At 71.3% G+C, this 23,924-nt stretch carries 20 protein-coding genes; 12 read left to right on the forward strand and 8 right to left on the reverse strand.

All coding sequences use genetic code 11. From position 1 onward, the window contains the following. Positions 1–109 precede the first annotated feature (109 nt). The 8 genes from AC07RM_RS22605 to AC07RM_RS22640 all read left to right on the forward strand — a co-directional run bounded on the left by AC07RM_RS22605 (position 110) and on the right by AC07RM_RS22640 (position 6,856). Positions 110–781 (forward strand): amino acid ABC transporter permease, encoded by a 672-nt coding sequence (locus AC07RM_RS22605; protein ID WP_057595383.1) that lies wholly within the window; start codon positions 110–112, stop codon positions 779–781. Between the two features lie 27 nt (positions 782–808). Next, positions 809–1,462 carry an amino acid ABC transporter permease gene (locus AC07RM_RS22610; protein ID WP_057595382.1) on the forward strand — a complete coding sequence of 218 codons (654 nt, stop codon included), beginning with the start codon at positions 809–811 and terminating at the stop codon, positions 1,460–1,462. A gap of 75 nt (positions 1,463–1,537) precedes the next feature. Continuing rightward, positions 1,538–2,335 carry a transporter substrate-binding domain-containing protein gene (locus tag AC07RM_RS22615; RefSeq protein WP_057595381.1) on the forward strand — a complete coding sequence of 266 codons (798 nt, stop codon included), beginning with the start codon at positions 1,538–1,540 and terminating at the stop codon, positions 2,333–2,335. A 19-nt stretch (positions 2,336–2,354) separates the two neighbouring features. After that, complete coding sequence (locus tag AC07RM_RS22620; RefSeq protein WP_495335941.1) at positions 2,355–3,107, forward strand: amino acid ABC transporter ATP-binding protein; 753 nt, start codon at positions 2,355–2,357, stop codon at positions 3,105–3,107. Further along, positions 3,107–3,850, forward strand: coding sequence for a sugar phosphate isomerase/epimerase family protein (locus tag AC07RM_RS22625; protein ID WP_495335942.1), 744 nt, complete (start codon positions 3,107–3,109; stop codon positions 3,848–3,850). The genes AC07RM_RS22620 and AC07RM_RS22625 overlap by 1 nt, the downstream gene beginning before the upstream one ends. Before the next feature lie 17 nt (positions 3,851–3,867). Further along, positions 3,868–4,821, forward strand: coding sequence for a sugar kinase (locus tag AC07RM_RS22630; protein ID WP_479670285.1), 954 nt, complete (start codon positions 3,868–3,870; stop codon positions 4,819–4,821). A gap of 5 nt (positions 4,822–4,826) precedes the next feature. Beyond that, positions 4,827–5,825, forward strand: coding sequence for a 2-hydroxyacid dehydrogenase (locus AC07RM_RS22635; protein ID WP_495335943.1), 999 nt, complete (start codon positions 4,827–4,829; stop codon positions 5,823–5,825). Further along, positions 5,822–6,856: a LacI family DNA-binding transcriptional regulator gene (locus AC07RM_RS22640; protein WP_057595376.1), complete on the forward strand. Its 1,035-nt coding sequence runs from the start codon at positions 5,822–5,824 to the stop codon at positions 6,854–6,856. Before AC07RM_RS22635 ends, AC07RM_RS22640 begins: the two co-directional genes overlap by 4 nt. Here AC07RM_RS22640 and AC07RM_RS22645 read toward each other — a convergent pair. Next, positions 6,747–8,492, reverse strand: a complete 1,746-nt coding sequence (locus tag AC07RM_RS22645) for a GMC family oxidoreductase (protein WP_495335944.1) — start codon at positions 8,490–8,492, stop codon at positions 6,747–6,749. The genes AC07RM_RS22640 and AC07RM_RS22645 overlap by 110 nt on opposite strands. A gap of 239 nt (positions 8,493–8,731) precedes the next feature. Between AC07RM_RS22645 and AC07RM_RS22650 the strand changes: the two genes are divergently transcribed. Both AC07RM_RS22650 and AC07RM_RS22655 read left to right on the forward strand, forming a co-directional pair. Then, positions 8,732–10,312, forward strand: a complete 1,581-nt coding sequence (locus AC07RM_RS22650) for a serine hydrolase domain-containing protein (RefSeq protein ID WP_495335945.1) — start codon at positions 8,732–8,734, stop codon at positions 10,310–10,312. A gap of 150 nt (positions 10,313–10,462) precedes the next feature. Continuing rightward, a complete protein-coding gene (locus AC07RM_RS22655; RefSeq protein ID WP_143129335.1) occupies positions 10,463–10,645 on the forward strand; it encodes a hypothetical protein in 183 nt (60 codons plus the stop codon). A gap of 29 nt (positions 10,646–10,674) precedes the next feature. Here AC07RM_RS22655 and AC07RM_RS22660 read toward each other — a convergent pair whose 3' ends face one another. The 7 genes from AC07RM_RS22660 to AC07RM_RS22690 form a co-directional block, all read right to left on the reverse strand. Next, entirely contained in the window at positions 10,675–11,004 is a 330-nt protein-coding gene (locus AC07RM_RS22660) for a Rieske (2Fe-2S) protein (protein WP_395351449.1), read from the reverse strand. Positions 11,005–11,018: 14 nt separating this feature from the next. Next, a complete protein-coding gene (locus tag AC07RM_RS22665) occupies positions 11,019–11,396 on the reverse strand; it encodes a c-type cytochrome (protein ID WP_366928589.1) in 378 nt (125 codons plus the stop codon). Further along, positions 11,360–11,818: a RidA family protein gene (locus tag AC07RM_RS22670; RefSeq protein ID WP_057595370.1), complete on the reverse strand. Its 459-nt coding sequence runs from the start codon at positions 11,816–11,818 to the stop codon at positions 11,360–11,362. The genes AC07RM_RS22665 and AC07RM_RS22670 overlap by 37 nt, the downstream gene beginning before the upstream one ends. Then, the gene (locus AC07RM_RS22675; protein ID WP_296777359.1) at positions 11,815–12,870 is read right to left on the reverse strand and encodes a transglutaminase family protein; all 1,056 of its coding nucleotides are present in this window, start codon (positions 12,868–12,870) and stop codon (positions 11,815–11,817) included. Before AC07RM_RS22675 ends, AC07RM_RS22670 begins: the two co-directional genes overlap by 4 nt. A 15-nt stretch (positions 12,871–12,885) precedes the next feature. After that, on the reverse strand, positions 12,886–13,671 hold the full coding sequence (locus AC07RM_RS22680; RefSeq protein ID WP_495335946.1) for a basic amino acid ABC transporter substrate-binding protein: 786 nt from the start codon (positions 13,669–13,671) through the stop codon (positions 12,886–12,888). Positions 13,672–13,736: 65 nt separating this feature from the next. Then, complete coding sequence (locus AC07RM_RS22685; RefSeq protein ID WP_495335947.1) at positions 13,737–16,592, reverse strand: circularly permuted type 2 ATP-grasp protein; 2,856 nt, start codon at positions 16,590–16,592, stop codon at positions 13,737–13,739. Positions 16,593–16,735: 143 nt separating this feature from the next. Beyond that, complete coding sequence (locus AC07RM_RS22690; RefSeq protein ID WP_495335948.1) at positions 16,736–20,296, reverse strand: transglutaminase family protein; 3,561 nt, start codon at positions 20,294–20,296, stop codon at positions 16,736–16,738. A gap of 121 nt (positions 20,297–20,417) precedes the next feature. Here AC07RM_RS22690 and AC07RM_RS22695 point away from each other — a divergent pair, with 121 nt between their 5' ends. Both AC07RM_RS22695 and AC07RM_RS22700 read left to right on the forward strand, forming a co-directional pair. Continuing rightward, positions 20,418–22,895 carry a DNA internalization-related competence protein ComEC/Rec2 gene (locus AC07RM_RS22695; protein ID WP_495335949.1) on the forward strand — a complete coding sequence of 826 codons (2,478 nt, stop codon included), beginning with the start codon at positions 20,418–20,420 and terminating at the stop codon, positions 22,893–22,895. A 145-nt stretch (positions 22,896–23,040) separates the two neighbouring features. Beyond that, the gene (locus AC07RM_RS22700; protein ID WP_093354733.1) at positions 23,041–23,898 is read left to right on the forward strand and encodes an oxepin-CoA hydrolase, alternative type; all 858 of its coding nucleotides are present in this window, start codon (positions 23,041–23,043) and stop codon (positions 23,896–23,898) included. Positions 23,899–23,924: the final 26 nt, after the last annotated feature.

Here is a 23,924-nt window from a genome sequence, read left to right on the forward strand (position 1 = left end):
CCCGCAAAGACCGACTAGGGTAATCCCTCGGTCATCGTGAAACCGGTTTCATATAAGCTGCAAGCATTGCTTTTCCACTGTGCGCGTACACCCGCGCCGCAGCCGGACCATGAACTACCAGTTTCAATTCGACGCCGTCTTCGCCGCCTGGCCGCTGCTGCTCAAGGGCACGTGGATCACCGTCCAGCTGTCGCTGGTCGCCACCGTGCTCGGGCTGGTGGTGGCCATCTTCTGCGCCTGGGGCAAGACCTCGGGACCGGGCTGGCTGCGCTTCGTGATCAACGCCTACATCGAGGTGATCCGCAACACGCCGTTCCTGGTGCAGCTGTTCTTCTTCTTCTTCGCGCTGCCGGCCATCGGCCTGCGCTGGTCGCCGCAGACGGCCGCGCTGGTGGCGATGGTGGTGAACCTCGGCGCCTACGCCACCGAGATCATCCGCGCCGGCATCGAATCCATTCCCAAGGGCCAGATCGAGGCGGGCCGCGCGCTCAACCTCAAGTCCTGGGAGATCTTCCGCTTCATCATCATCAAGCCCGCGCTCAAGGCCATCTATCCGGCGCTCACCAGCCAGTTCATCCTGCTGATGCTGAGCTCGGCGGTGGTCTCGGTGATCTCGGCCGACGACCTGACCTCGGTGGCCGCCAACCTGCAGTCGCAGACCTTCCGCAGCTTCGAGATCTACATCGTGGTCGCGGCCATCTACCTCGCGCTGGCGCTCGCCTTCTCGGCGATGTTCAAGCTGATCTACAAGCGCACGCTCAACTACCCGGACCGCCGGTAAGCGTCGACCGACGGAGACCATCACACCATGCGCACCTTCGGCTTTCCCGAATTCCTGTTCATCCTCGAAGCGGCCCAATGGACGCTCGCGCTGTCGGCCATCGCCTTCGTGGGCGGCGCGATCCTGGGGCTCGCGATCGCGCTCATGCGCACGTCCGAATCGGCGTGGGCACGCGGCGTCTCGACCACCTTCATCCAGATCTTCCAGGGCACGCCGCTGCTGCTGCAGCTGTTCCTGGTGTTCTTCGGCGCGCCGGTGCTGGGGCTGGACATCAACCCGTGGGTCGCCGCGGGCGTGGCGCTGGTGCTCAACAGCGCGGCCTTCCTCGGCGAGATCTGGCGCGGCTGCATCGAGGCCATCCCGCGCGGCCAGTGGGAGGCGGCGCAGGCGCTGAGCCTCAACTACAGCGCGCGCATGCGCGACGTGGTGCTGCCACAGGCCTTCAGGATCGCGCTCGCGCCCACCGTGGGCTACCTGGTGCAGATCATCAAGGGCACGTCGCTCGCGGCCATCATCGGCTTCGTCGAGGTCACGCGCGCCGGCCAGATCGTCAACAACGCCACCTTCCAGCCGCTCATCGTGTTCTCGGTGGTGGCCGCCATCTACTTCGTCATCTGCTGGCCGCTGTCGCTGCTGGCCGCGCGCATGGAACGCAAGCGCGCTCGCGCGCTGGCCCGCTGATTTCCCTGTTCGCCATCTTCCCCGTCGCTTTCGTTTTTTCCGTCGCTTCCTTTCTTTTTTCAGGAGACACATCCCATGACCCGCACCACCACCCGCCGCGCAGCGATCGCAGCCCTCGGCCTCGGAGCCGCCCTCACCGTGTTCGCCCCCTTCGCCTCGGCGCAGAGCGTGGCCGACATCAAGAAGAAGGGCGAGATCACCATCGGCATGCTGGTCGACTTCCCGCCCTACGGCACCACCGACGCGAAGAACCAGCCCGACGGCTACGACGCCGACGTGGCCAAGCTCTTGGCCAAGGACTGGGGCGTGAAGGCCAACATCGTGCCGGTGACCGGCCCGAACCGCATTCCCTTCCTGCTGACCAACAAGGTCGACCTGCTGGTCGCCTCGCTGGCCATCACGCCCGAGCGCGCGAAGCAGGTGCAGTTCTCGCAGCCCTACGCGGCCGCCACCATCGTGCTGTACGGCGCGACCAAGACCCCGATCAAGGCCGCCGGCGACCTCAAGGGCCTGCGCGTGGGCGTGGCCCGTGCCTCGACCCAGGACGTGGCCGTGACCAAGGCCGCGCCCGAAGGCACCGAGATCCGCCGCTTCGACGACGACGCGTCGGCCATGCAGGCGCTGATCTCGGGCCAGGTCGACGCCATCGGCTGCTCGGTGACCGTGGCCGCCCAGATCGCCAAGCGCGTGCCCGCCGGCACCTACGAAAACAAGTTCACGCTGGTCCAGCAATCGATGGGCATCGCGATGCGCCCGGGCCAGGACGAACTGACCAAGGCCGTCAACGACTTCGTGGCCAAGAACACCGCCAATGGCGAGCTCAACAAGCTCTACCAGAAGTGGCTGCAGGCCGACCTGCCGAAGATGCAGTAAGCCGGGAGCGGAACACCTCATGACCGACCCCATCATCCGCATGGAAGCCGTCAACAAGTGGTACGGCGACTTCCAGGTGCTGACCGGCATCGACCTCAGCGTGCGCGCGGGCGAGCGCATCGTGATCTGCGGGCCCTCGGGCTCGGGCAAGTCGACGCTGATCCGCTGCATCAACCGCCTCGAGACGGTGCAGAAGGGCCGCATCGAGGTCGACGGCATCGAGCTCACGGCCGGCGGCAAGAACGTCGACGCGGTGCGGGCCGAGGTCGGCATGGTGTTCCAGCAGTTCAACCTGTTCCCGCACCTCACGATCCTGCAGAACTGCACGCTGGCGCCGATGCGCTCGCGCGGCATGACGCAGGCGCAGGCCGAGGAGGTGGCGATGAAGTACCTCACGCGCGTGCGCATTCCCGAGCAGGCCCACAAGTACCCGAGCCAGCTCTCGGGCGGCCAGCAGCAGCGCGTGGCGATCGCGCGCGCGCTGTGCATGACGCCCAAGATCATGCTGTTCGACGAGCCCACCTCCGCGCTCGACCCCGAGATGGTGAAGGAAGTGCTCGACACCATGATCGGCCTGGCCGAGGACGGCATGACCATGCTGTGCGTGACGCACGAGATGGGCTTCGCGCGCAGCGTGGCCGACCGCGTGATCTTCATGGCCGAGGGCAAGATCGTGGAGCAGGCGCCGCCCGAGGAATTCTTCGGCAATCCCCAGAACGAGAAGACCCGGCAGTTCCTGGGCCAGATCCTCAGCTCGCACCAGGCCCACTGATGTCCTTCGAGGTCCTGATTTCCTTGTCCTCCTTCGGCGCGGCCGAGGTGGGACGCCATGGCCAGCTCTGGTGCTCGCAGCTGTCGAAGCGCGCGGGCGCCGATTCGGTGGAGGTGCGCGGCGAGATGCTGCGCGACGCCGAGACCGAACTGCCGGCGCTCAACGGCCTGGCCTCGGTCTACTCCAGCCCCGAGGGCCTCTGGGCCCAGGGCGGCTGGCTCGACAGCGCCGCGCTCAAGCGCGGCATCGCGGCCGCCACGCGCGTGGGCGCGAAGCGGCTGAAGATGTCGATCGGCGACTTCCAGCCGTCCTCGCACGGCTCGCTCTGGGGCCTGAAGGTCGAGCTGGCCGAGACCCGCGTCGAGCTCGTGATCGAGAACGACCAGAGCGTGCGCGCCGGCACCGTGCCCGCGCTGCAGGCCTTCTTCGAAGCCGCCGATCGCGCGGGCGTGTCGCTGGGCATGACCTTCGACATGGGCAACTGGCACTGGGTCGGCGAATGCCCGCTGCTGGCCGCGCAGGCGCTCGGCCAGCGCGTGCGCTACGTGCACTGCAAGGGCGCGCAGCGCCTGCCGCACAAGTGGGTGGCGGTGCCGCTGGGCGACTCCGTGGCACCCTGGCGCGCCGTGCTGCGCGCGTTGCCGGCCGACGTGCCGCACGCCATCGAATACCCGCTCGTGGGCGACGACCTCGAGGCCGTCGTCCGCACGCAGATCGACTTCATCCGCGCCGCGCGCGCGTAGCGAAACCACTCACACCGATGACAGAACCCACCGCCTTCGACGTCGCCCTGTTCGGCGAGGCCATGCTGCTGCTCGTGGCCGACCGGCCGGGGCCGATCGAGGATGCGCAGTCCTTCCACAAGCGCACCGCCGGCGCCGAAACCAACGTGGCCATCGGCCTGTCGCGCCTGGGCCTGAAGGTGGGCTGGGCCAGCCGGCTCGGCACCGACTCGATGGGCCGCGCGCTGCTCAATGCGATGCGCGCCGAGGGCATCGACTGCTCGCACGTGATCGCCGACGCCACGCAGCGCACCGGCTTCCAGTTCAAGGGCCGCGTCACCGACGGCAGCGACCCGCCGATCGAATACCACCGCAAGGGCTCGGCCGCGAGCCACATGGGCCCGGCCGACATCGACGAGCCCTGGCTGCGCTCGGCGCGCCACCTGCATGCCACGGGCGTGTTCGCGGCCATCTCCGAGACCAGCCTGCAGGCCGCGCTGCGTTCGATGGACGTGATGCGCGCCGCGGGCCGCACCATCTCCTTCGACACCAACCTGCGCCCGACGCTGTGGTCCTCGAAGGAGACCATGCGCCACTGGATCAACGAGCTGGCCGCGCGCGCCGACTGGGTGCTGCCCGGCATCGAGGAGGGCCTGCTGCTCACCGGCCACGACCAGCCCGAGGACGTGGCGCGCTTCTACCGCGAGCGCGGCGCGAAGCTGGTGGTGGTGAAGCTCGGCGCCGAGGGCGCCTACTACGACAGCGACGTGGCCGGCACCGGCCGCGTCGCGGGCTTCCCCGTGAAGGAAGTGATCGACACCGTGGGCGCGGGCGACGGCTTCGCGGCCGGCGTGGTCAGCGCGCTGCTCGAGGGCCGCAGCGTGCCCGAGGCGGTGCGCCGCGGCGCCTGGATCGGCGCGCGCGCGGTGCAGGTGCTCGGCGACACCGAGGGCCTGCCGACGCGGGCCGAACTCGAAGCGGCGGGGCTGTGAGCGCCATGGCTTCCTCTTCGTCTTCCTCCCGCAAGAACGTCCTCGTCTTCCGCACCCTGCCCGAGGACCAGCTCGCGCGCCTGCAGGCCGCGCACGAGGTCGTCGTGGCCGACGCGCGCCAGTCGCCCGAGGCCTTCGCGGCCGCGCTGCCGGCCGCGCAGGGCCTGATCGGCTCGAGCGTCAACTTCAATGCTTCGATGCTCGACGCGGCGCCGCGGCTCGAGGTGATCTCGAGCGTCTCGGTCGGTGTCGACAACTACCCGCTGACCGAGCTGCGCCGCCGCAACATCGTGCTGTGCCACACGCCCGACGTGCTGACCGAGACCGTGGCCGACACCATGTTCGCGATCCTCATGGCCACGCAGCGCCGCGTGGTCGAGCTCTCGACCCTGGTGCGCGAGGGCCGCTGGGCGAAGAACATCGGCGAGGACCTGTTCGGCACCGACGTGCACGGCAAGACGCTCGGCATCCTCGGCTTCGGCCGCATCGGCCAGGCCGTGGCGCGCCGCGCCGCCCTGGGCTTCGGCATGCCGGTGCTCTACCACGCGCGCCGCGCGGTCGACCTGGCCGCGCAGGCGCCCGAGCTGCAGGGCCGGGCCACGCACACGCCGCTCGACGAGCTGCTGGCGCGCGCCGACATCGTGCTCGCGATGCTGCCGCTGACCGAGGCCACGCGCGGCATGGCCGACGCCGCCTTCTTCGCGCGCATGAAACCCGGCGCCGCCTTCATCAACGGCGGCCGCGGCGCGACCGTGAACGAGCAGGCGCTGCTCGACGCGCTCGACAAGGGCACGCTGCGCGCGGCCGGCCTCGACGTGTTCGCCAAGGAGCCGCTGCCCGCCGATTCGCCGCTGCGCACCCATCCGCGCGTGACACCGCTGCCGCACATCGGCTCGGCCACGCACGAGACCCGGCATGCGATGGCCGAGCTCGCGACCACCAACCTGCTGCAGGTGCTGGCCGGGGAGAGGCCGACCGCGCCCTACGACACGGCCAGCGCATGAAACCCACGGGCCGCGCCACCATCGCCGACGTGGCGCAGGCCGCGGGCGTCTCCAAGGCCACGGTCTCGCGTTTCCTCAACCACCGCGAGCGGCTGCTGAGCCCCGACATCGCGGCGCGCGTCGAGGCCGCGATCGCGCAGCTCGCCTATTCGCCGAGCCCGATGGCGCAGGCGCTGAGCCATGGCCGCTCGCGGCTCATCGGCCTGATCGTGGCCGACATCACCAACCCCTATTCGGTGGCGGTGCTGCGCGGCGCCGAGAAGGCCTGCCAGGACGCCGGCTACCTCGTGATGCTGTTCAACCTCGGCAACGAGAGCGAACGCGAGCGCGAGGCCATCGACGCGCTCGCGGGCTACCAGGTCGACGGCTTCATCCTCAACACCCTGGGCCGCGGCAGCGGCGTGTTCGACGCGGTCGCGCTGCACGGCAAGCCCGCGGTGCTGGTCGACCGGCGCCACGCGGGCATGCACACCGACTTCGTCTCGCTCGACAACGAGGCCGCGATGAAGGCCACCTGCGACCACCTGGTCGAGGGCGGCTTTCGCGAGCTGCTCTACGTGACCGAGCCGCTCGCGGGCGTGAGCTCGCGGCGCGAGCGGACCGCGGCCTTCGGCGCCTGCGTGACCGCGAACGGGCCGCGCATGGCCGGCGAGGTGTTCGAGAGCGTGGAGGGCGAACAGCAGGCGCTCGACGATGCGCTGGCGGCGCTGCGCAAGCGCGCCAGGCGCGGCCGGCGCGCGGCCGTGGTGGCGGGCAATGCGGTCGTCACGCTGCGCGTGGCGCAGGCGATGGCGCGGCTGGGCTGGCAGTTCGGCGCCGACCTCGGCTTCGTCGGCTTCGACGATCCCGAATGGGCCTCGCTGATCGGCCCGGGCTTGAGCACCGTGGCCCAGCCCACCGACGACATCGGCCGCGCCGCCGCTAGCTGCCTGATCGACCGGCTGCGGGGGCTCGAAAGCCCGCCGCGGCAGTTGCTGCTGCCGGGGCAGTTGCAGGTGCGGGGCTCGTCGAAGGCGCCTGTCCCCGCGTAGCCGGATCGGCTTCGGCCGCGAAGCGCGCAGGCCCGCGCATCCAGTCGGCCGCGCGCTCGGCGATCATCACCGTGGGTGCGTTGGTGTTGCCGCCGATCAAGGTCGGCATCACCGAGGCATCGACCACGCGCAGGCCCTCGACGCCGCGCACGCGCAGCCGCGGATCGACCACCGCCCCCGCGTCGTTGGGCGCACCCATGCGGCAGGTGCCGACCGGGTGGTAGATGGTGTCGGCGCGCGCGCGGATCTGGCGCACCAGGTCCTCGTCGCTGCGCGCATCGGCCGTGTAGAGCTCGCGCTGGCGGTACTTCGCGAGCGGCGCCGCCTCCACGATCTCGCGCGTCTTCTTCACGCCCTGCAGCAGCAGCGCGAGGTCCTCGGGGTCGGACAGGAAGCGCGGATCGATGCGCGGCGCCGAGGCCGGGTTGGCATCGGCCAGCCGCACCTCGCCGCGGCTCTTCGGCCGCAGCACGCAGACATGGCACGAGAAGCCGTAGCCCGCATGCAGCTTGCGCGCATGGTCGTCGGTGATGGCGATCACGAAGTGCAGCTGCAGGTCGGGCCGGCGCAGCTCGGGCGAGGACTTGACGAAGGCGCCGCCCTCGGCGAAGGGCGTGGCGACCAGGCCGGTGCCGGTCCTGCGCCACAGCAGCGCCTGGCGCAGCAGGGTCCAGCTCGCGCCGAGGCCGATGCCGAACAGGTCGCGGTGCTTCGAGCGGTAGGCGAGGATGAAGTCGAGGTGGTCCTGCAGGTTGCGTCCCACGCCGGGCAGCGCCTGCTGCACCGCGATGCCGTGCTGCTGCAGCTGCGCGGGATCGCCGATGCCCGAGAGCATCAGCAGCTGCGGCGAATGGAAGGCGCCGCCGCACAGCGCCACCTCGCGCCGCGCATGGATGCGCTCGACGTTGCCGCCGCGGCGCACCTCCACGCCCACGGCGCGGCCATGCTCGATCACCACGCGCAGCGCCTGCGTGTGCGTGAGCACCGCGAGGTTGGGGCGCGTCATCGCCGGGTGCAGGTAGGCGGCCGCGGCCGAGCAGCGCTCGCCGTTCCTCGCGCCGCCATGGAACTGCGTGACCTGGTAGAGGCCCGCGCCTTCCTGCTCGATGCCGTTGAAGTCGTCGTTGAAGGGCACGCCGGACTGCACCGCGGCGCGCACGAAGTCCTCGCTGATGGCGCGCGGCGTCTGCTGGTCGGCCACCTGCAGCGGACCGTCGGCGCCGTGCAGCGGGCTCGCGCCGCGCTGGTTGCCCTCGGCGCGGCGGAACCAGGGCAGCACGTCGCCGAAGGACCAGCCGCTGCAGCCGGCGCGCTCCCAGTCGTCGTAGTCCTCGCGGTGGCCGCGCACGTAGAGCATGGCGTTGATCGCGCTCGAGCCGCCGAGGCAGCGCCCGCGCGGCTGGTAGCCGCGGCGGCCGTCCAGGCCCGGCTGCGGCTCGGTGCGCAGCGCGTAGTTGTTGATCGGCGGGCGGCCCGGCAGCATCGCCACCGTGGCGGCCGGCGCGCGCACCAGGATGCCGCGGCCGTCGCCGCCGGCCTCGATCAGGCACACGCGCACGCGCGCGTCCTCGCTGAGCCGCGCGGCGAGCGTGGCGCCCCCGGAGCCGCCACCGACGATCACGTAGTCGAACTCCATCGCCCCACGTCCTTTCCTGCTTCTTCTTCGATTGCGCCGATGCCGGCCCGTGGACTGTAGGAACGAAACGGGGCGGGGCGCCTAGCGTTTTCCCGTCGGACCAAAGTGGCACTGTCGCGTGCGCGACGCGTGTAATAGGAACCTCCGACGGGGTTTCCCCTGGCGGGGCCGACAGGCGAATGACAGTTGCGCGGTCCACACTCGGCGAAGAACAACGACAGCTCCCGGAGACCGCCGCCATGCCGCCACTTTCTTCCTCCTCCTCCTCTTCTTCCTTCCCCGCGCTCTCGCGCCGCGGCGCGCTGCGCCTGTCGCTCGGCGGCATGGCGATGGCCTCGGTGCCCGGCCTCGGCTGGGCCGCCACCGGGCTGGCCGCGCCGGTGCCCGCCGATGGCCTGCTGCGCGGGCGACCCGAGGCGCAGGGCGTGTCGTCGGCGGCGATCCTGGCCTTCCTCGACGAGGCCGAGCGCGGCGCCTTCGAACTGCACGGCTTCATGCTGTGGCGACGCGGCCAGGTGCTGGCCGAGGGCTGGTGGGAGCCCTACGGTCCGCAGCGCCGCCACATGACGCATTCGCTGACCAAGAGCGTGACCGTCTGCGCGGTCGGCATGGCGGTGGCCGAGGGGCGCTTCGGGCTCGACGACAAGGTGGTGTCCTTCTTCCCCGAGCACCTGCCGCCGGTGGTGAGCCCGAACCTCGCGGCGATGACGGTGCGCGACCTGCTGAGCATGCGCACCGGCCACGCCGCCATGACCTCGGGCTCGGTGTGGCGCCAGATCCGCACCAGCTGGATCGCCGAGTTCTTCAAGATCCCGGTGGTGAATCCGCCGGGCACGCAGTTCGTCTACACCAGCGCCGCCACCTACATGCTGTCGGCCATCGTCACCAAGACCACGGGCCAGCCGGTGGCCGACTACCTCAAGCCGCGCTTCTTCGATCCGCTGGGCATCACGGGCTACGAATGGGAGGTCGGGCCCGAGGGCATCTCGCCGGGCGCCAACGGCCTGAGCTGGAAGACCGTCGATTCGCTCAAGCTCGGCATCCTGCATGCGCAGAACGGCGTGTGGAACGGCAGGCAGGTGCTCACGAAGGAATGGGTCGATGCGGTGCACCAGCCGCACACCAAGGACAAGTACGGCTACCAATGGTGGCTGGGCCCGAACGGCGCCTACAACGCCGACGGACTGTTCGGCCAGTACGCGGTGGTGTTCCCCGCGCACGACGCGGTGCTCGCGATCAACGCGGCGCTGCCGCCGAAGGCCGGCTTCAACGCGGGGCTGCTCTACAAGCATTTCCCGGCCGCGTTCGAGAACGCGCCCGCCGACGGCGGCCAGGCCAGCGCCGCGCTGCGCCGGCGCATGGCGGGCCTGCGCCTGCTGCCGCCGGTGCGGCCGACCGCGTCGCCGGTGGCCGCGGCCGTGTCGGGCCAGCGCTACGAGTTTCCCGACAACCCCGACCGGATCAAGGCCGCGCGCCTGGACTTCGGCGCCGAGGCCTGCAGCTTCACGCTCGAGGACGAGCGCGGCACGCACACGGTGCAGGTGGGATTGAAGAAGCCGATCGAGGGCGACACCACCATGACCGGCAACCGCCTGCACCACGAGTACCAGCCCGCGGTGATGCGCGTGGTCGCGAGTGGCGAATGGCTCGACGAGCGCACCTTCGTGATGAGCTGGACCTTCGTCGAATCGGCCTTCCGCGACACCGTGACCTGCCGCTTCGCCTCGCGCTACCTGCGGCTCGACCGCAGCGTGAACGTGAACTCGAGCGCGACCGAGATGCCGACCCTGACCGGCGCGCGCGCGGTGAAGGCGGCCTGACAACTACGGAAGGTCGTAGGCCTTGCAGGCGCGGCACGGCGGCGGCGATGGCCTGTTGTCCTGCACGCGGCGGCGGCATCCGCAACCTTTGGCGACACGCTGCGACGGATTAAAACCTCTGGTATCGAAAACCAAATGGAGGCCCGATCCGTGAATGAAGAACATCACTACCTCGACCAGTTCGAAAGCTTTCTGAAGCGCCGCGAGCAGGCGGCCGACATCTCGGTCAGCGTCACGGTCGAGATCGAGGAGCGGCAGCCGCGCGGCGTGCCCGAGAACTTCTGGACCGGTGCCGAGGCACGCACGGCTGAACGCGGCGTGGCCGCGCATTAGATCCTCGATGCCGGGGCGCCCGCTCCGGCTCAGGCCGCGCGCAGCCAGACCTTGCCGTCGGCCGACTCTTCCACCGCCAGGGGCACCAGGCGCGCACCCTTGCAAGGACCGCCCACGCACAAACCGGTGTCGGGCTCGTAGATCGCGCCGTGCCGCGCGCACATCAGGAAGCGGCCCGAGCGCTCGAGCACCTGGCCCTCGAAATCGATCGGCCCGCCCACGTGCGCGCACTGGTTGAGGTAGCCATGGACCCGGCCCTGCCACCGCACGACGAAGGCCGGGCCGCGGCCCGGCGCCTCGAACTTCACCGCGTCGCGGGATTCGGGCAGCGCGTCGCAGATCAGCAGCGCATCGGTCATGGCGGTGAAGGCATTCAGGGCGGGGAGGGCTGCGACAGCACCCACTGCGCGAGCCGGCGCGATTCGTCGAGGCTCATGTGGGGCTGGCGCGGCATGATGACGCGGCCCCAGGCACCGACGCTGCCGTCGCGCAGCTTGTCGGCCAGCCGGGCCGGTGCCTCGGGGTCGTGGCGGTAGCGCGCCGCGATCTGCGCGAAACCCGGGCCCACCTGCTTGCGCACCATGCCGTGGCAGCTGAGGCAGGCATAGCGCGCGACCGGCTCGCGCAGCGGCGCCGGGATCTCGTCGGCCGCGGCCGCCAGCGGCGCGATGGCCGCGAGCGGCAGTGCCAGCCACAGGGACCGCGGCAGGCGAATCAGCCGATCTCCGCGATCAGTTCGATCTCGACGCAGGCGCCCATCGGGATCTGCGCCACGCCGAAGGCGCTGCGCGCATGCGCGCCCTTCTCGGGACCGAAGACCTCGGCGAACAGTTCGCTCGCGCCGTTGGTCACGAGGTGCTGCTCGGTGAAGCTGCCGACCGAGTTGACCAGGCTCATCACCTTGACGATGCGCTTGACCTTGTTGAGGTCGCCCACGGCCGCGTGCAGCGTGCCCAGCAGGTCGATGGCGACCGCGCGCGCGGCCTGCTTGCCCTGCTCGGTGCTGACGTCGGCGCCGAGCTGGCCGGTCCAGACCTTGCCGTCCTTCTTGGCGATGTGGCCCGACAGGAACACGAGGTTGCCGGTCTGCACGAAAGGCACGTAGGCGGCGGCCGGAACCGAGACCGGCGGGAGGGTGATGCCGAGGCTGGAAAGCTTGTCGTAGACGCTCATGAAGAAGGCTCCTGGTGAGACGGTGGTGAAGGCGGCCGCGCGGAGGGCGGCTGCGGGGAATCGACCGGCGTTTGTACCGGCGAAGCCGCGATCGTAGGCGACGCCGCGGCCGAAGGCCCTGCGCCGCCGGGGGCTTGCGGCGATTCGAGCTCGTCGACCGGCTGCACCGTCACGCCCACGTGCAGCGTGTGGCGTGCGCCGCCGTGCAGCACGCCGCGCATCGGCGAGACGTCGGAGTAGTCGCGGCCGATCGCCAGCGTCACATAGTCCTCGCCGGGCTGGCGGCCGTTGGTGGGATCGAAGTCGGCCCAGTCGCCGGCGCTGTCGGGGCCGTCGCCTTCGCCGGGCAGGTAGACCGAGACCCAGGCGTGCGAGGCATCGGCGCCGATCAGCCGCGGCTGGCCCGGCGCCGGCTGCGTCAGCAGGTAGCCGCTGACGTAGCGCGCCGGCAGGCCCATCCCGCGGAAGCACGCGATCATGATGTGCGCGAAGTCCTGGCACACGCCCTTGCGCTGGGCCAGCGCCTCGGCCGCGGGCGTGTTGATCTCGGTGCTGTCGGCGTCGTAGTCGAAGTCGCGGTGGATGCGCTCGGTGAGGTCCATCGCCACGTCGAAGGCCGGGCGGCCCGGCGCGAAGCTCGCGCGCGCATAGGCGACGAAGTCGTCGTGGCGCGGCACGTAGGGCGAGGGGAAGACGAACTCCGAGGCCGGGTCGAACAGCGCGTCCTTGCGGAAGCGGAAGCGCTCGCGCACCGACTCCCACGGCAGCTCGCGCGCCACCGCGCTCGAGAGCACGGGCGCCGAGGTCTCGACCACGCTCTCGGCCGTGACCACCAGGCTGTCGTGCGTGGTATCGAGCGCGAAGAAGGCGCGCACGTTGCCGTAGAGGTCGGCCTGCTCGACGCGCTGCGCGGGCGAGGGCTCGATCGCGAGCCGGTGGCTCAGCAGGCGCTGCGAGGGCGTGACCAGCGGCCGCAGGTGCGCGAGGTGCTGCGCGGTCTCGACCGGCGGCGAGTACTCGTAGCGGGTTTCGTGGGTGACGTGGAGTCGCATGGCGTGCGCCGTGGGTTACTTCGACGCGGCGCCGAAGTGCGAGGCGTAGATCCTGTCGTAGCTGCCGTCGGCCTTGATCTCGGCCAGGCCCTTGTCGAGCTTGGCGAGCAGCTCGGCGTTGCCCTTCTTCACCGCGAGGCCGTACTGCTCGGTCGCGAAGCCGGCATCGCTCACGGTCTTGAAGCCCGCGCCCGCGTTGTTCGCGAGGTAGTGCGCCACCACGCCGTTGTCGGCCACCACCGCCTGCACGCCGCCGGCCTCGAGCTCCTTGAGCGCGAGCGGCGTCGATTCGAAGCGCTTGATGTTCGCGCTCGATTTGCCCAGCAGCTTGCCGACCACCTCGTCGCCGGTGGTGCCGTTCTGCACGCCGACCTTGAGCGTCTTCAGGTCCTCGAAGCGGGTCACGCTCGCGTCGCTCTTGATCGCGATCAGCTGGCGCGCGTCGAAGTAGGGCTGCGAGAAGTCCATGGTCTGGCGGCGCTCGGGCGTGATGGTGATGGCCGACACCAGGAAGTCGCGGTCGCCCTGGTCCAGCGTGTTGAAGATGCCTTCCCACGGCGTGTTGACGAACTTCACCTCGATGCCGGCCTTCTTCGCGACGGCGTTCACGATGTCGATGTCGAAGCCCACGATCTCGCCCTTCTCGTTCTGCGATTCGAAGGGGGTGTAGGCGGCATCGGTGCCCACCACCAGCACGCGCGCGGCGGGCGCGGCGGCTTCCTGCTTGCCGCAGCCGGCGAGCGCGAGGACCGCGGCGAGGCCGGCGGCGGCCCGTGCGAAGCGTCGGTGGATGATGGTCATGGGGAGCCCTCCTGAGGTTGTCGTTGTTGGTGAATGGTCGATCGCGCGGCGCGCGCAGCGCGGGCTCAGGCGCCCACGGAGCGCAGCGATTCGGAGGTCAGCGTGAAGTAGCGGATGCCGATGGCATCGGACACGTGGTAGGCCGCGGCCTCGCAGTGCGCGAGCAGCGCGGCCAGCGCCGCATAGGGGCCGTCCTCGCCGTCGGCGGGGCCGGGGTCGCACAGGTGCTCGAGCGTCCAGGTGGCCGGGTCGGGCAGCTCGTACGACAGCGCCGTGAGCTTGCCGGGCGCGCTGCCCGCGAGCCGCGCGATGCGCCCGCGCAGGGTCTGCGTGACCCAGGCCAGCGAGCGCGGGTTCTCGGCGTCGAGCACCAGCAGGTCGACCAGCGTGGCGACGTCGCGGCGCTGCTGGTAGCGCGCATGGAAGGTGATGGTGCTGTCGAACAGCGCGACCATGGCCTCGAAGCCGCTGACCTCGTGCACCGCGTGGTTCTGGAAACCCGCGAGCAGGGCGTTGGCGAGGAAGCTCAGGCGCTCGATGTGGCGGCCGATCGACAGCAGCCGCCAGGCATCGTCGCGCGTCATGCGGTCGGTCTGCGCGCCGGTCATGGCCGACAGCGCCGAGCTCGCCGATTCGAGCGAGCGCAGCGCCGCGCCGGTGGCGAAGCTGCCTTCGCCGGCCTGCTCGGCGGCGCGGCGCAGGAAGTCGGCCTCGGCGCGCACGATCTGGTTCCAGTGATCGGGCGAGAGCCGCTCGCGCACCGCGGCCGCGGCCTGGCGGATGCTGCGCAGGCTGTAGCCCACGCTGCCGCCCTGGGCCACGTCGCCGAGCTCGGCGATCAGCGCGCGCTCGAACACGCGGCGCGACTGCGGCGCGCTCGGCACGCCGGCCGGCACCAGCGCATTGCGCGCCGCCATGCGGTGCAGCCATTCGAGCAGCGGGCGCGAGGACTGGTCCTCGCCGCCGAGGATGTTGAGCGTGAGGCGCGCCAGCCGCACCGCGTTCTCGGCACGCTCGGTGTAGCGGCCGAGCCAGAACATGTTCTCGGCCGCGCGGCTGGTGACCGGCGCGCGGTGCCGCGCCAGCGAGGCCGGCGTGGCCTGCGGCTGCAGCAGCGTGGTCCGGTCGACCTCGCCATGGGTCTGCACCCAGACGTCGGCGCTGCTGCCGCCGCGCTGCATCGAGGCGATCTGCGCATCGGGCCCCGCGAGCCGCGCCAGCCCGCCGGGCAGCACGCGCCACGACTGCGCCCCGTCGCTGACCGCGAACACGCGCAGCAGCACCGCGCGCGGCGCGATGTGGCCGGGGCCGAGGTCGCTGGCCCAGGTCGGCATCTGCGACAGCGGCAGGTAGCTCTGCACCGTGTGGGCTTCGCCCTCGCGCACGATGCGCCCGGCCCATTCGTCGAGCTCGCGGCGGCCGAACTGGCGGCCCAGCACCGCGTCGAAGCTCGCGCGGCCGTCGATGCCCGGGTAGGTGGGCTTGATGAAGCAGTCGCCGAGCTGCGGCAGCACGGCCTCGAGCGCCGCGCGCTCGCCGCACCACCAGGTGGGCAGCGCGGGCAGCAGCAGCTTCTCGTCGAGCAGGTGGCGCGCCAGGCCGGGCAGGAAGCCCAGCAGCGCCGGCGATTCGAGGAAGGCCGAGCCCGGCATGTTGGCCACCAGCACGTTGCCGGCGCGGATCGCCTGCAGCAGGCCCGGCACGCCGAGCGTGGAGTCGGGGCGCAGCTCGAGCGGGTCGAGGAACTGGTCGTCGAGCCGCTTGATGAGCCCGTGCACGGGGCGCAGGCCCTGCAGCGTCTTGAGGTACAGGCGCTGGTCGCGCACCGTGAGGTCGCTGCCCTCGACCAGCGTGACGCCGAGGTAGCGCGCCAGGTAGGCGTGCTCGAAGTAGGTCTCGTTGTAGGGGCCGGGCGTGAGCAGCGCGATGTGCGGCGGCACGCCGGCCGGGCACATGCGCTGCAGGCCGTCCATCATGGCGCTGTAGGTGGCGGCCAGCCGCTGCACGTGCAGCGCCTCGAAGGCCTGCGGGAACTGGCGCGTGATGGCGAGCCGGTTCTCGAGCAGGTAGCCCAGGCCCGAGGGCGCCTGGGTGCGCTGCGAGACCACCCACCAGTTGCCGTCGGGGCCGCGCGCGAGGTCGAAGGCCGCGATGTGCAGCCACGTGTCGCCCGGCGGCTTCACGCCGTGCAGCGCGCGCAGGTAGCCCGGATGGCCGCGCACCAGCGCGGGCGGCAGCAGGCCTTCGGCGAGCAGGCGCTGCGGGCCGTAGACGTCGGCCATCACGCGGTCGAGCACGCGCATGCGCTGCAGCACGCCGGTCTCGATCTGCGCCCAGCTCTCGGGCGAGACGATCAGCGGGAACAGGTCGAGCGACCAGGGCCGCTGCGGGCCGTTGGCGTCGGCGTAGACGTTGTAGGTGACGCCGTTGTCGCGGATCTGGCGCTCCAGGCTGACAGCGCGCCGCGGCAGGTCGCCGAAGCCGTCGGGGCCGAGCTGTTCGAAGAAGGCATGCCAGGGGGGCAGCAGCGGGGGCTTGTCGCCGGGGGCGGCGGCCGACGAGGCGGGGTCGGCGGAGGGCGCGCGCGGGGGCGGGGATGCGGATTGCGACTGCGACTGCGATTGCGATTGCGACTGGGTCGGGCCGGACCCGGCGCCCTGGGACTGGGACTGGGACTGGGACTGGGACTGGGACTGGGACTGGGACTGGGACTGGCTCTGCGTGCCTGCCGTCGCGTCGTGCAGGTGCGGCCCCGCGGGCGCTGCCGGCCCGGCGGCGGGCCGTGCCGCGGCCTCGGGCGTCGCCGTGCCGCGCAGCTCGTCGAAGTGGCCGGGCAGGGCGGCCGGGGCGAGCGCCGACGCCAGGGCGGCTGGAAAATCCAGCGCCTGGGCATCGAACAGGGATTCGTTGAGGGGTTCCACAGGGTTGGGATTGTCACATTGCCGTCACCGGCCCCGGTGGCGATGGCGTGCGAAATGCCCGCCGCAGCCATCGGTGTGGGCGCCACGACACAGCCGGTCGCCCGGCCCGCCACCCCGAAGAGCCGGCGGGCGCGCGGCGCCGCTCAGCGCCGCAGGTCGAGCGTGAACGGGAATTCGCGGCTGCCGGGCACCTCGATGGTGGCGGCCGGCGTGCGCATCAGCCCCGGCGTGTGGCCGGTGCGCGTGAAGCGCGACAGGCGCCGGCTCTCGGCCTCGTAGGCATTGACCGGGAAGGTCTCGTAGTTGCGTCCGCCCGGATGGGCCACGAAGTACTGGCAGCCGCCCAGTGAGCGCTTCATCCAGGTGTCGACCAGGTCGACGGTCAGCGGCGCATGGGCCTTGATGCTCGGATGCAGCGCCGAGGGCGGGTTCCAGGCCTTGTAGCGCACGCCGGCCACGAACTCGCCGGTCACGCCCGTGGGCTGCAGCGGCAGCACGCGGCCGTTGACGGTGACCACGTGGCGGCTCTCGTTGAGGCCGGTCACGCGCACCTCGATGCGCTCGAGCGAGGAGTCGACGTAGCGCACCGTGCCGCCGGCCGAGCCTTCCTCGCCCATCACGTGCCAGGGCTCGAGCGCGTTGCGCAGCGAGAGCTCGACGCCCATCGCCTGCACCTGGCCCACGAGCGGGAAGCGGAACTCGAAGTGCGGCGCGAACCAGTCGGGATCGAAGGCGAAGCCGGCCTGGCGCATCTCGCTGATGACGTCGTCGAAGTCCATCTTGACGAAGGTCGGCAGCAGGAAGCGGTCGTGCAGCTCGGTGCCCCAGCGCGTGACGGGCGCCTGGTAGGGCTCGTCCCAGAAGCGCGCCACCAGCGCGCGGATCAGCAGCTGCTGCGCGATGCTCATGCGCGCATGCGGCGGCATCTCGAAGGCGCGCAGCTCGAGCAGGCCGAGCCGGCCGGTGCTGGAGTCGGGCGAGTAGAGCTTGTCGATGCAGAACTCGCTGCGGTGCGTGTTGCCCGAGACGTCGATCAGGATGTTGCGCAGCGTGCGGTCGACCAGCCAGGCCGGCATGTGCTGGCCATAGAGCTCGCGGTTCTTCGCGATCTCCTTGAGCGCGATCTCGAGCTCGTAGACCTGGTCGTTGCGCGCTTCGTCCACGCGTGGCGCCTGGCTGGTCGGGCCGATGAACATGCCCGAGAACAGGTAGCTCAGCGAGGGATGGTTGTGCCAGTAGAGCAGCAGGCTGGCCAGCAGCTCGGGCCGGCGCAGGAAGGGGCTGTCGGCCGGCGTGGCGCCGCCCATCACGAAGTGGTTGCCGCCGCCGGTGCCGGTGTGGCGGCCGTCGGTCATGAACTTCTCGGCCGACAGCCGGGTCTCGAAGGCGGCCTGGTAGAGGAACTCGGTGTGGTCGACCAGTTCCTTCCAGTTGTGGGCCGGATGGATGTTGACCTCGATCACGCCGGGGTCGGGCGTGACCTGCAGCATCTTCAGGCGCGGATCGCGCGGCGGCGGATAGCCTTCCATCACGATGCGCACGCCGAGCTCTCGCGCGGTGGCTTCCACGGCGGCGACCAGGTCGAGGTAGTCCTCGAGGCGCGCCAGCGGCGGCATGAAGACGTAGAGCACGCCCGAGGCGCTGCCCTTCTTCTCGGCCGCCGGGCCGTTGGCGCGGCGCGGGTCGCGCACCTCGACGCACAGCGCGGTGCGCGTGACCCAGTGGGCCGACTCGCCGCGCAGCGGCTGGCGCGTGGCGGAGACGCGCGCGGGATCGCCGGCCTCGCCATCGGCCCCGTCACCTGCATGGCCTGTGGGGCCCGCATCGCCCTGGCCCGGCTTGCCTTCGATTCCTTCGCCGGTGCCAGGCCCCTGCATGCGCAGCGTGGCGGGCACGGCCGCGGGCGTGCCGAAGGCATAGGGCACGGCGCCCAGGTCGGCGCCGGTGCCGCCGGTCGCGCCCACGGTGTAGCGCGCGCGGTAGTCGGCCGCGCTCGGCAGCGCGCCGCGCGCCGCGGTCGGGTCGCGCTCGATCAGGTAGGGGTAGTCGCCCTTGCTGGCCCAGGGTTGCGAATCGAGCGGCAGGCGGTAGCCCATCGGCGAATCGCCGGGGATCAGGTAGAGGCGGTCGTCGCGCAGGAACCAGGGGCCGGTCTTCCAGGCCGGGCCCTCGAGCGCGGGCGCGTCGCGGTTCGCGTTGCCGGGCTCGATCGGCAGCATGTAGCCGATCACCGCGTCGAGCTTCTGCGTGAACACGCGGCGCAGGCGCACGCGTTCGAGTTCGTCGTCGAGCTTGGAGTCGAAGGGGTCGACGTTGACCGGCAGGCGGCGTTCGCGCCACAGGTAGTAGTAGATGTCCTCGAAGCCCGGCTGCACGTAGCGGTCGGTCAGGCCGAGCTTGCGCGCCAGCAGGCTGGTGAAGCGGCGCGCGTCCTCGCTGGTGTAGTGGGTCGGGAAGCGCTCGTCGGCGAACAGCTCGGGGTCGTGCCACAGCGTCTGGCCGTCGGCGCGCCAGAAGATCGACAGCGCCCAGCGCGGCAGCTGCTCGCCCGGGTACCACTTGCCCTGGCCGAAATGCAGGAAGCCGCCCTGGCCGTACTCGGCGCGCAGCTTGTGGACCAGCTCGGTGGCGTAGCCGCGCTTGGTGGGGCCGAGCGCGTCGGTGTTCCACTCGGGCGCGTCGCGGTCGCTGGTGGCCACATAGGTGGGCTCGCCGCCCATCGTGAGGCGCACGTCGCCGGCCTGCAGCCGCGCGTCGACCGCGTCGCCCAGGGTCAGCACCTCGGCCCATTGCTCCTCGGTGTAGGGCTTGGTCACGCGCGGCGATTCGTAGATGCGCGTGACCTTCATGTCATGGCCGAACTCGACCTTCGACTCGTCGACGCCGCCCTCGATGGGCGCGGCGCTCGAGGGCGTGGGCGTGCAGGCCAGCGGGATGTGGCCCTCGCCGGCCAGCAGGCCCGAGGTGGCATCGAGGCCGATCCATCCGGCGCCCGGCAGGAACACCTCGCACCAGGCATGCAGGTCGGTGAAGTCGACCGTGGTGCCGCTCGGGCCGTCGAGCGCCTTCACGTCGGGCGTGAGCTGGATCAGGTAGCCCGAGACGAAGCGCGCGGCCAGGCCGCAGTGGCGCAGCAGCTGCACCAGCAGCCAGCCCGAGTCGCGGCAGGAGCCGCTGCCGTTGGTGAGCGTTTCTTCCGGCGTCTGCACGCCGGGCTCCATGCGGATCAGGTAGTTGACGTCCTGCTGCACCTGCTGGTTGATGCCGACCAGGAAGTCGATGGTGCGTTGTTCCTTGCGGTCGATCTTGTCGAGGTAGGCCGCGAGCAGCGGCGTGGGCTCCTCGGTGACGAGATAGGGCGCGAGCTCCTCGGCCTGCGAGGGCGTGTAGGCGAACGGAAAGTTCTCGGCCTGCGGCTCGAGGAAGAAGTCGAAGGGGTTGTAGACCGCCATCTCGACCACGAGGTCGACCGTGACCTTGAACTCGCGCGTCTTCTCGGGGAACACGAGCCGCGCCTGGTAGTTGGCGAACGGGTCCTGCATCCAGTTGACGAAGTGATCCGCGGGTTCGACGCGCAGCGAGTACGAGATGACGTTGCTGCGGCAATGCGGTGCCGGGCGCAGCCGGACGACCTGCGGGCCGAGTTGCACCAGGCGGTCGTATTTGTAGTGGGTGACGTGGTGGAGCGCGGCGTGGATGGACATGCGTTTTTGTGTGCAGTACTGGCAGATTGCATCGAAAAGATGTCTCTGGTGAGACGCATACTAGCCCAGAAGACAAAGCAATTAGCGCGCCACGGAGCGTCGTTGGGGGAGGGTTTGCATCATGGTCGCCAAGGGTGTGCGAGACGCATCCGATGCCGTCTTGCGCGCGCGCTGCGCGTTCGTCGCGCTCGCGGCGGCGCTCGCGGGCGTGGCGCTGCAACTGCGGCAGCCGCAGTTGTGGGATGGCATGGCGTATGCGGGCGGACTGCTCGCGGGCATCGCAGGTCTCGTCGGGGTTTGGCGCATGCCGCGGCATGCGCGGATCGCCTGGGTCTGCGCCGCGCTGGCCGGCGCGGCGATCGGCGCGGGGCTCGCGGGCGCACGGGCCACGGTCTATGCGGCGGGTGCGCTCGATCCCGCGCTCGAGGGGCGCGACCTGCAGCTCGTGGGCGTGGTGTCGCAGATGCCGCAGCGCGGCGAGACTGGAACGCGCTTCCGTTTCGCCGTCGAGTCCGCGCGCTGGTCCGACCCTGCCATGGCCGGATCCCCCGCGGTGCCCGACCGCATCGCGCTCGGCTGGTATGCCGAGGGCAGCAGCCGCTGGAACGACCCGGCCGATGCGTCCGCACCGACGCTCCTGCCCGAGAGCCCGGTGCATGCCGGTGAGCGCTGGCGCCTGACCGTGCGCCTCAAGGCGCCGCACGGCCATCGCAATCCGCATGGCTTCGACAGCGAGCTGTGGATGTGGGAGCAGGGCCTGCGTGCCAGCGGCCATGTGCGCACCGGCGCACGCGAGGAGGCGCCCGCGCGGCTGGGCCTCACGGGGCGGCACCCGATCGAACGCGCGCGCGAGGCTGTGCGCGATGCCATCTTCGAACGCGTGCTCGAGCGCTTTGCCGCGGGCGTGATCGCCGCGCTGGTCACGGGCGACCAGGGCGCGATCGACCGCGAGGGCTGGGACGTCTTCCGCGCCACCGGCGTGGCCCACCTGATGTCGATCTCGGGCCTGCACGTGACCTTGTTCGCGTGGCTTGCCGCGCACATCGTCGGCGCGCTCTGGCGCCGCAGCCCGCGGCTGATGCTGCGCCTGCCGGCACAGCGCGCGGCACTCGTGGGCGGCGTGCTGCTGGCCACGCTCTATGCGCTGTTCAGCGGCTGGGGCGTGCCTTCGCAGCGCACGGTCTGGATGCTCGCGACCGTCGCGCTGCTGCGCCTCACGGGGCGACGCTGGCCCTGGCCGCACGGCTGGCTGCTGACCGCGGCGGTGGTGGTCGCGCTCGATCCCTGGGCCCTGACGCAGGCCGGCTTCTGGCTCAGCTTCGTGGCAGTGGGCGTGCTGTTCGCCACCGATGCGGGCTGGCCCGGCGACACCCGCCCGGGCCTGCGCGCGCGGCTGTGGCGGCTGCTGCGCGAGCAATGGACGATCACGCTGGCGCTCACGCCCTTGAGCCTGCTGCTGTTCCAGCAGGTGTCGCTGGTCGGGCTGGTGGCGAACCTGGTCGCGATTCCCTGGGTCACGCTGGTGATCTCGCCGCTGGCGATGCTCGGCACCGTCGCCGCGCCGCTGTGGGACCTCGCGGCGCGCGCGGTGCAGGGGCTCGGGCTGCTGCTGTCATGGCTCGCGGCGCTGCCGTTCGCCAGCGTCTCGATGGCCGCGCCGCCGGCATGGCTGGCGGCCTGCGGCGTGGCGGGCGGCGTGCTGGTCGCGATGCGGCTGCCGTGGTCGCTGCGCGCGCTGGGCCTGCCGTTGCTGCTGCCGGTGCTGCTGTGGCAGCCGCCGCGTCCCGCCCTCGGCGAGTTCGAACTGCTCGCGGCCGACGTCGGCCAGGGCAACGCGGTGCTGGTGCGCACCGCGAACCACAGCCTGCTCTACGACAGCGGCCCGCGCTACAGCCTCGAGAGCGACGCCGGCCACCGCGTGCTGGTGCCGCTGCTGCGCGCGCTGGGCGAGCGGCTCGACCTGCTGGTGCTGAGCCACCGCGACAGTGACCACACCGGGGGCGCGAGCGCCGTGCTCGCGATGCATCCGCGCGCCGAGCTGCTGAGCTCGATCGAGGCCGGGCACCCGCTGCAGTCGCAACGCGCCGCGCGGCGCTGCGAGGCGGGCCGGCGCTGGACCTGGGATGGCGTGGAGTTCGAGCTGCTGCATCCGCAGGCCGGCGACTACCTGTTCTTCACGCGCCCCAACGCGGTCTCGTGCGTGCTGCGCATCGGCAACGGCCGCGCGACCGCGCTGCTGGCTGGCGACATCGAGCGGCTGCAGGAGGCCGCGCTGCTCGAGCGCGTGCCTGAACGGCTGCGCGCCGACGTGCTGCTGGTGCCGCATCACGGCAGCAAGACTTCGTCGAGCGCCGCCTTCCTCGATGCGGTGCGCCCGCGCATCGGCCTGGTCCAGGCCGGCTACCGCAACCGCTTCGGCCACCCGGTGCCCGAGGTGGTGGCGCGCCATGCCGAGCGCGACGTGCGCCTGGTCGAGAACGTGCGCTGCGGCGCCGCGCACTGGACCAGCGCCCGCCCGGCCGAGGTGGACTGCGAGCGCGAACGCTCGCCGCGCTACTGGCAGCACCCGCCGGCCGTTGAGGTTAAAACTGTGAACTAGTTGTTAAAAATTTTCCGGACGAACCCTTGCCAGGTCGGGCGCGGCGGCGTCCCATGCGTTGTAGCGAAAGACAACGACGCAGGGGACCCATGAAATCGCACCACCGCCAGGCTTTCTTCCCGCGCTCGCCCGCGGGCACCGCGCCATGACCGCCGCCGTCCCCGCCATCACCAGCAGCCACGTCGGCACCAGTTCCGCCGCGCGGCTCAAGACGCACCGCGACGGCCCGGTGCTGGTGCTGACGCTCAGCAACCCCGGCGCGCGCAACGCGCTCAGTCCCTCGGTCTACCGCGCCGCGGCCAAGGTCATGCGCGACGCCGCTGGCTTTCGCACCGTGCGCGCCATCGTGCTGTGCGGCGAGGGCGAACACTTCAGCGGCGGCGGCGACCTGCGGCGCCTGTCGCGGCAGCGCCGCCTGCCGGCCGCCGAGCAGCACGAGCACCTGGCGGCGCTGCACGACTGGATCCTCGCGATCGAGGCGGCGCCGCAGCCGGTCATCGCCGCGGTCGAGGGCGCGGCGGCCGGAGGCGGCTTCTCGCTGGCCCTGGCCTGCGACCTGGTCGTGGCGGCCGAGGACGCGAAGTTCTTCACCTCCTTCGTGAGCATGGGCCTGACGCCCGACGGCGGCGCCACCGACTCGCTGGCCCGCGCGCTGCCGCCGCAGGCCGCGCTCGAGCTGCTGCTCGACGACGAGCCTTGCACGGCGCGGCGGCTGCACGGCTGGGGCGTGGTCAACAAGGTGGTGCCGCCCGGCGAGGCCTGCGCGGAGGCGATCGCGTGGGCCCAGCGGCTCGCGCGCGGCCCGTTCGAGGCGCAGGCGCGCACCAAGCAGCTGGTGCACGCGGCGCGCGGGCGCAGCCGGCGCGAGCAGCTCGATGCCGAGCGCGAGTCCTCGGTCGCCAGCCTCTATGGCGAGGAGAGCGGGGAACGCATCAAGGCCTTCCTGTCGCCGCGCAAGAAACGCGCGGCCGACGCGGAACCTGTTCCCGAAGTGCGCGAATAAATCCGACCGTCGCCTTGGCGGGCTTG

The organism is Variovorax sp. GW821-FHT09B05 (assembly GCF_059418265.1).

Bases quoted from the DNA above. Each gene is read 5' to 3' on its own strand.
- AC07RM_RS22675 (WP_296777359.1), bottom strand. From the start codon at position 12,870: ATGCGACTCCACGTCACCCACGAAACCCGCTACGAGTACTCGCCGCCG.
- AC07RM_RS22645 (WP_495335944.1), bottom strand. From the start codon at position 8,492: ATGGAGTTCGACTACGTGATCGTCGGTGGCGGCTCCGGGGGCGCCACG.
- AC07RM_RS22625 (WP_495335942.1), top strand. From the start codon at position 3,107: ATGTCCTTCGAGGTCCTGATTTCCTTGTCCTCCTTCGGCGCGGCCGAG.
- AC07RM_RS22615 (WP_057595381.1), top strand. From the start codon at position 1,538: ATGACCCGCACCACCACCCGCCGCGCAGCGATCGCAGCCCTCGGCCTC.
- AC07RM_RS22650 (WP_495335945.1), top strand. From the start codon at position 8,732: ATGCCGCCACTTTCTTCCTCCTCCTCCTCTTCTTCCTTCCCCGCGCTC.
- AC07RM_RS22610 (WP_057595382.1), top strand. From the start codon at position 809: ATGCGCACCTTCGGCTTTCCCGAATTCCTGTTCATCCTCGAAGCGGCC.
- AC07RM_RS22670 (WP_057595370.1), bottom strand. From the start codon at position 11,818: ATGAGCGTCTACGACAAGCTTTCCAGCCTCGGCATCACCCTCCCGCCG.
- AC07RM_RS22660 (WP_395351449.1), bottom strand. From the start codon at position 11,004: ATGACCGATGCGCTGCTGATCTGCGACGCGCTGCCCGAATCCCGCGAC.
- AC07RM_RS22630 (WP_479670285.1), top strand. From the start codon at position 3,868: ATGACAGAACCCACCGCCTTCGACGTCGCCCTGTTCGGCGAGGCCATG.
- AC07RM_RS22605 (WP_057595383.1), top strand. From the start codon at position 110: ATGAACTACCAGTTTCAATTCGACGCCGTCTTCGCCGCCTGGCCGCTG.
- AC07RM_RS22690 (WP_495335948.1), bottom strand. From the start codon at position 20,296: ATGTCCATCCACGCCGCGCTCCACCACGTCACCCACTACAAATACGAC.
- AC07RM_RS22695 (WP_495335949.1), top strand. From the start codon at position 20,418: ATGGTCGCCAAGGGTGTGCGAGACGCATCCGATGCCGTCTTGCGCGCG.
- AC07RM_RS22640 (WP_057595376.1), top strand. From the start codon at position 5,822: ATGAAACCCACGGGCCGCGCCACCATCGCCGACGTGGCGCAGGCCGCG.
- AC07RM_RS22635 (WP_495335943.1), top strand. From the start codon at position 4,827: ATGGCTTCCTCTTCGTCTTCCTCCCGCAAGAACGTCCTCGTCTTCCGC.
- AC07RM_RS22700 (WP_093354733.1), top strand. From the start codon at position 23,041: ATGACCGCCGCCGTCCCCGCCATCACCAGCAGCCACGTCGGCACCAGT.
- AC07RM_RS22680 (WP_495335946.1), bottom strand. From the start codon at position 13,671: ATGACCATCATCCACCGACGCTTCGCACGGGCCGCCGCCGGCCTCGCC.
- AC07RM_RS22620 (WP_495335941.1), top strand. From the start codon at position 2,355: ATGACCGACCCCATCATCCGCATGGAAGCCGTCAACAAGTGGTACGGC.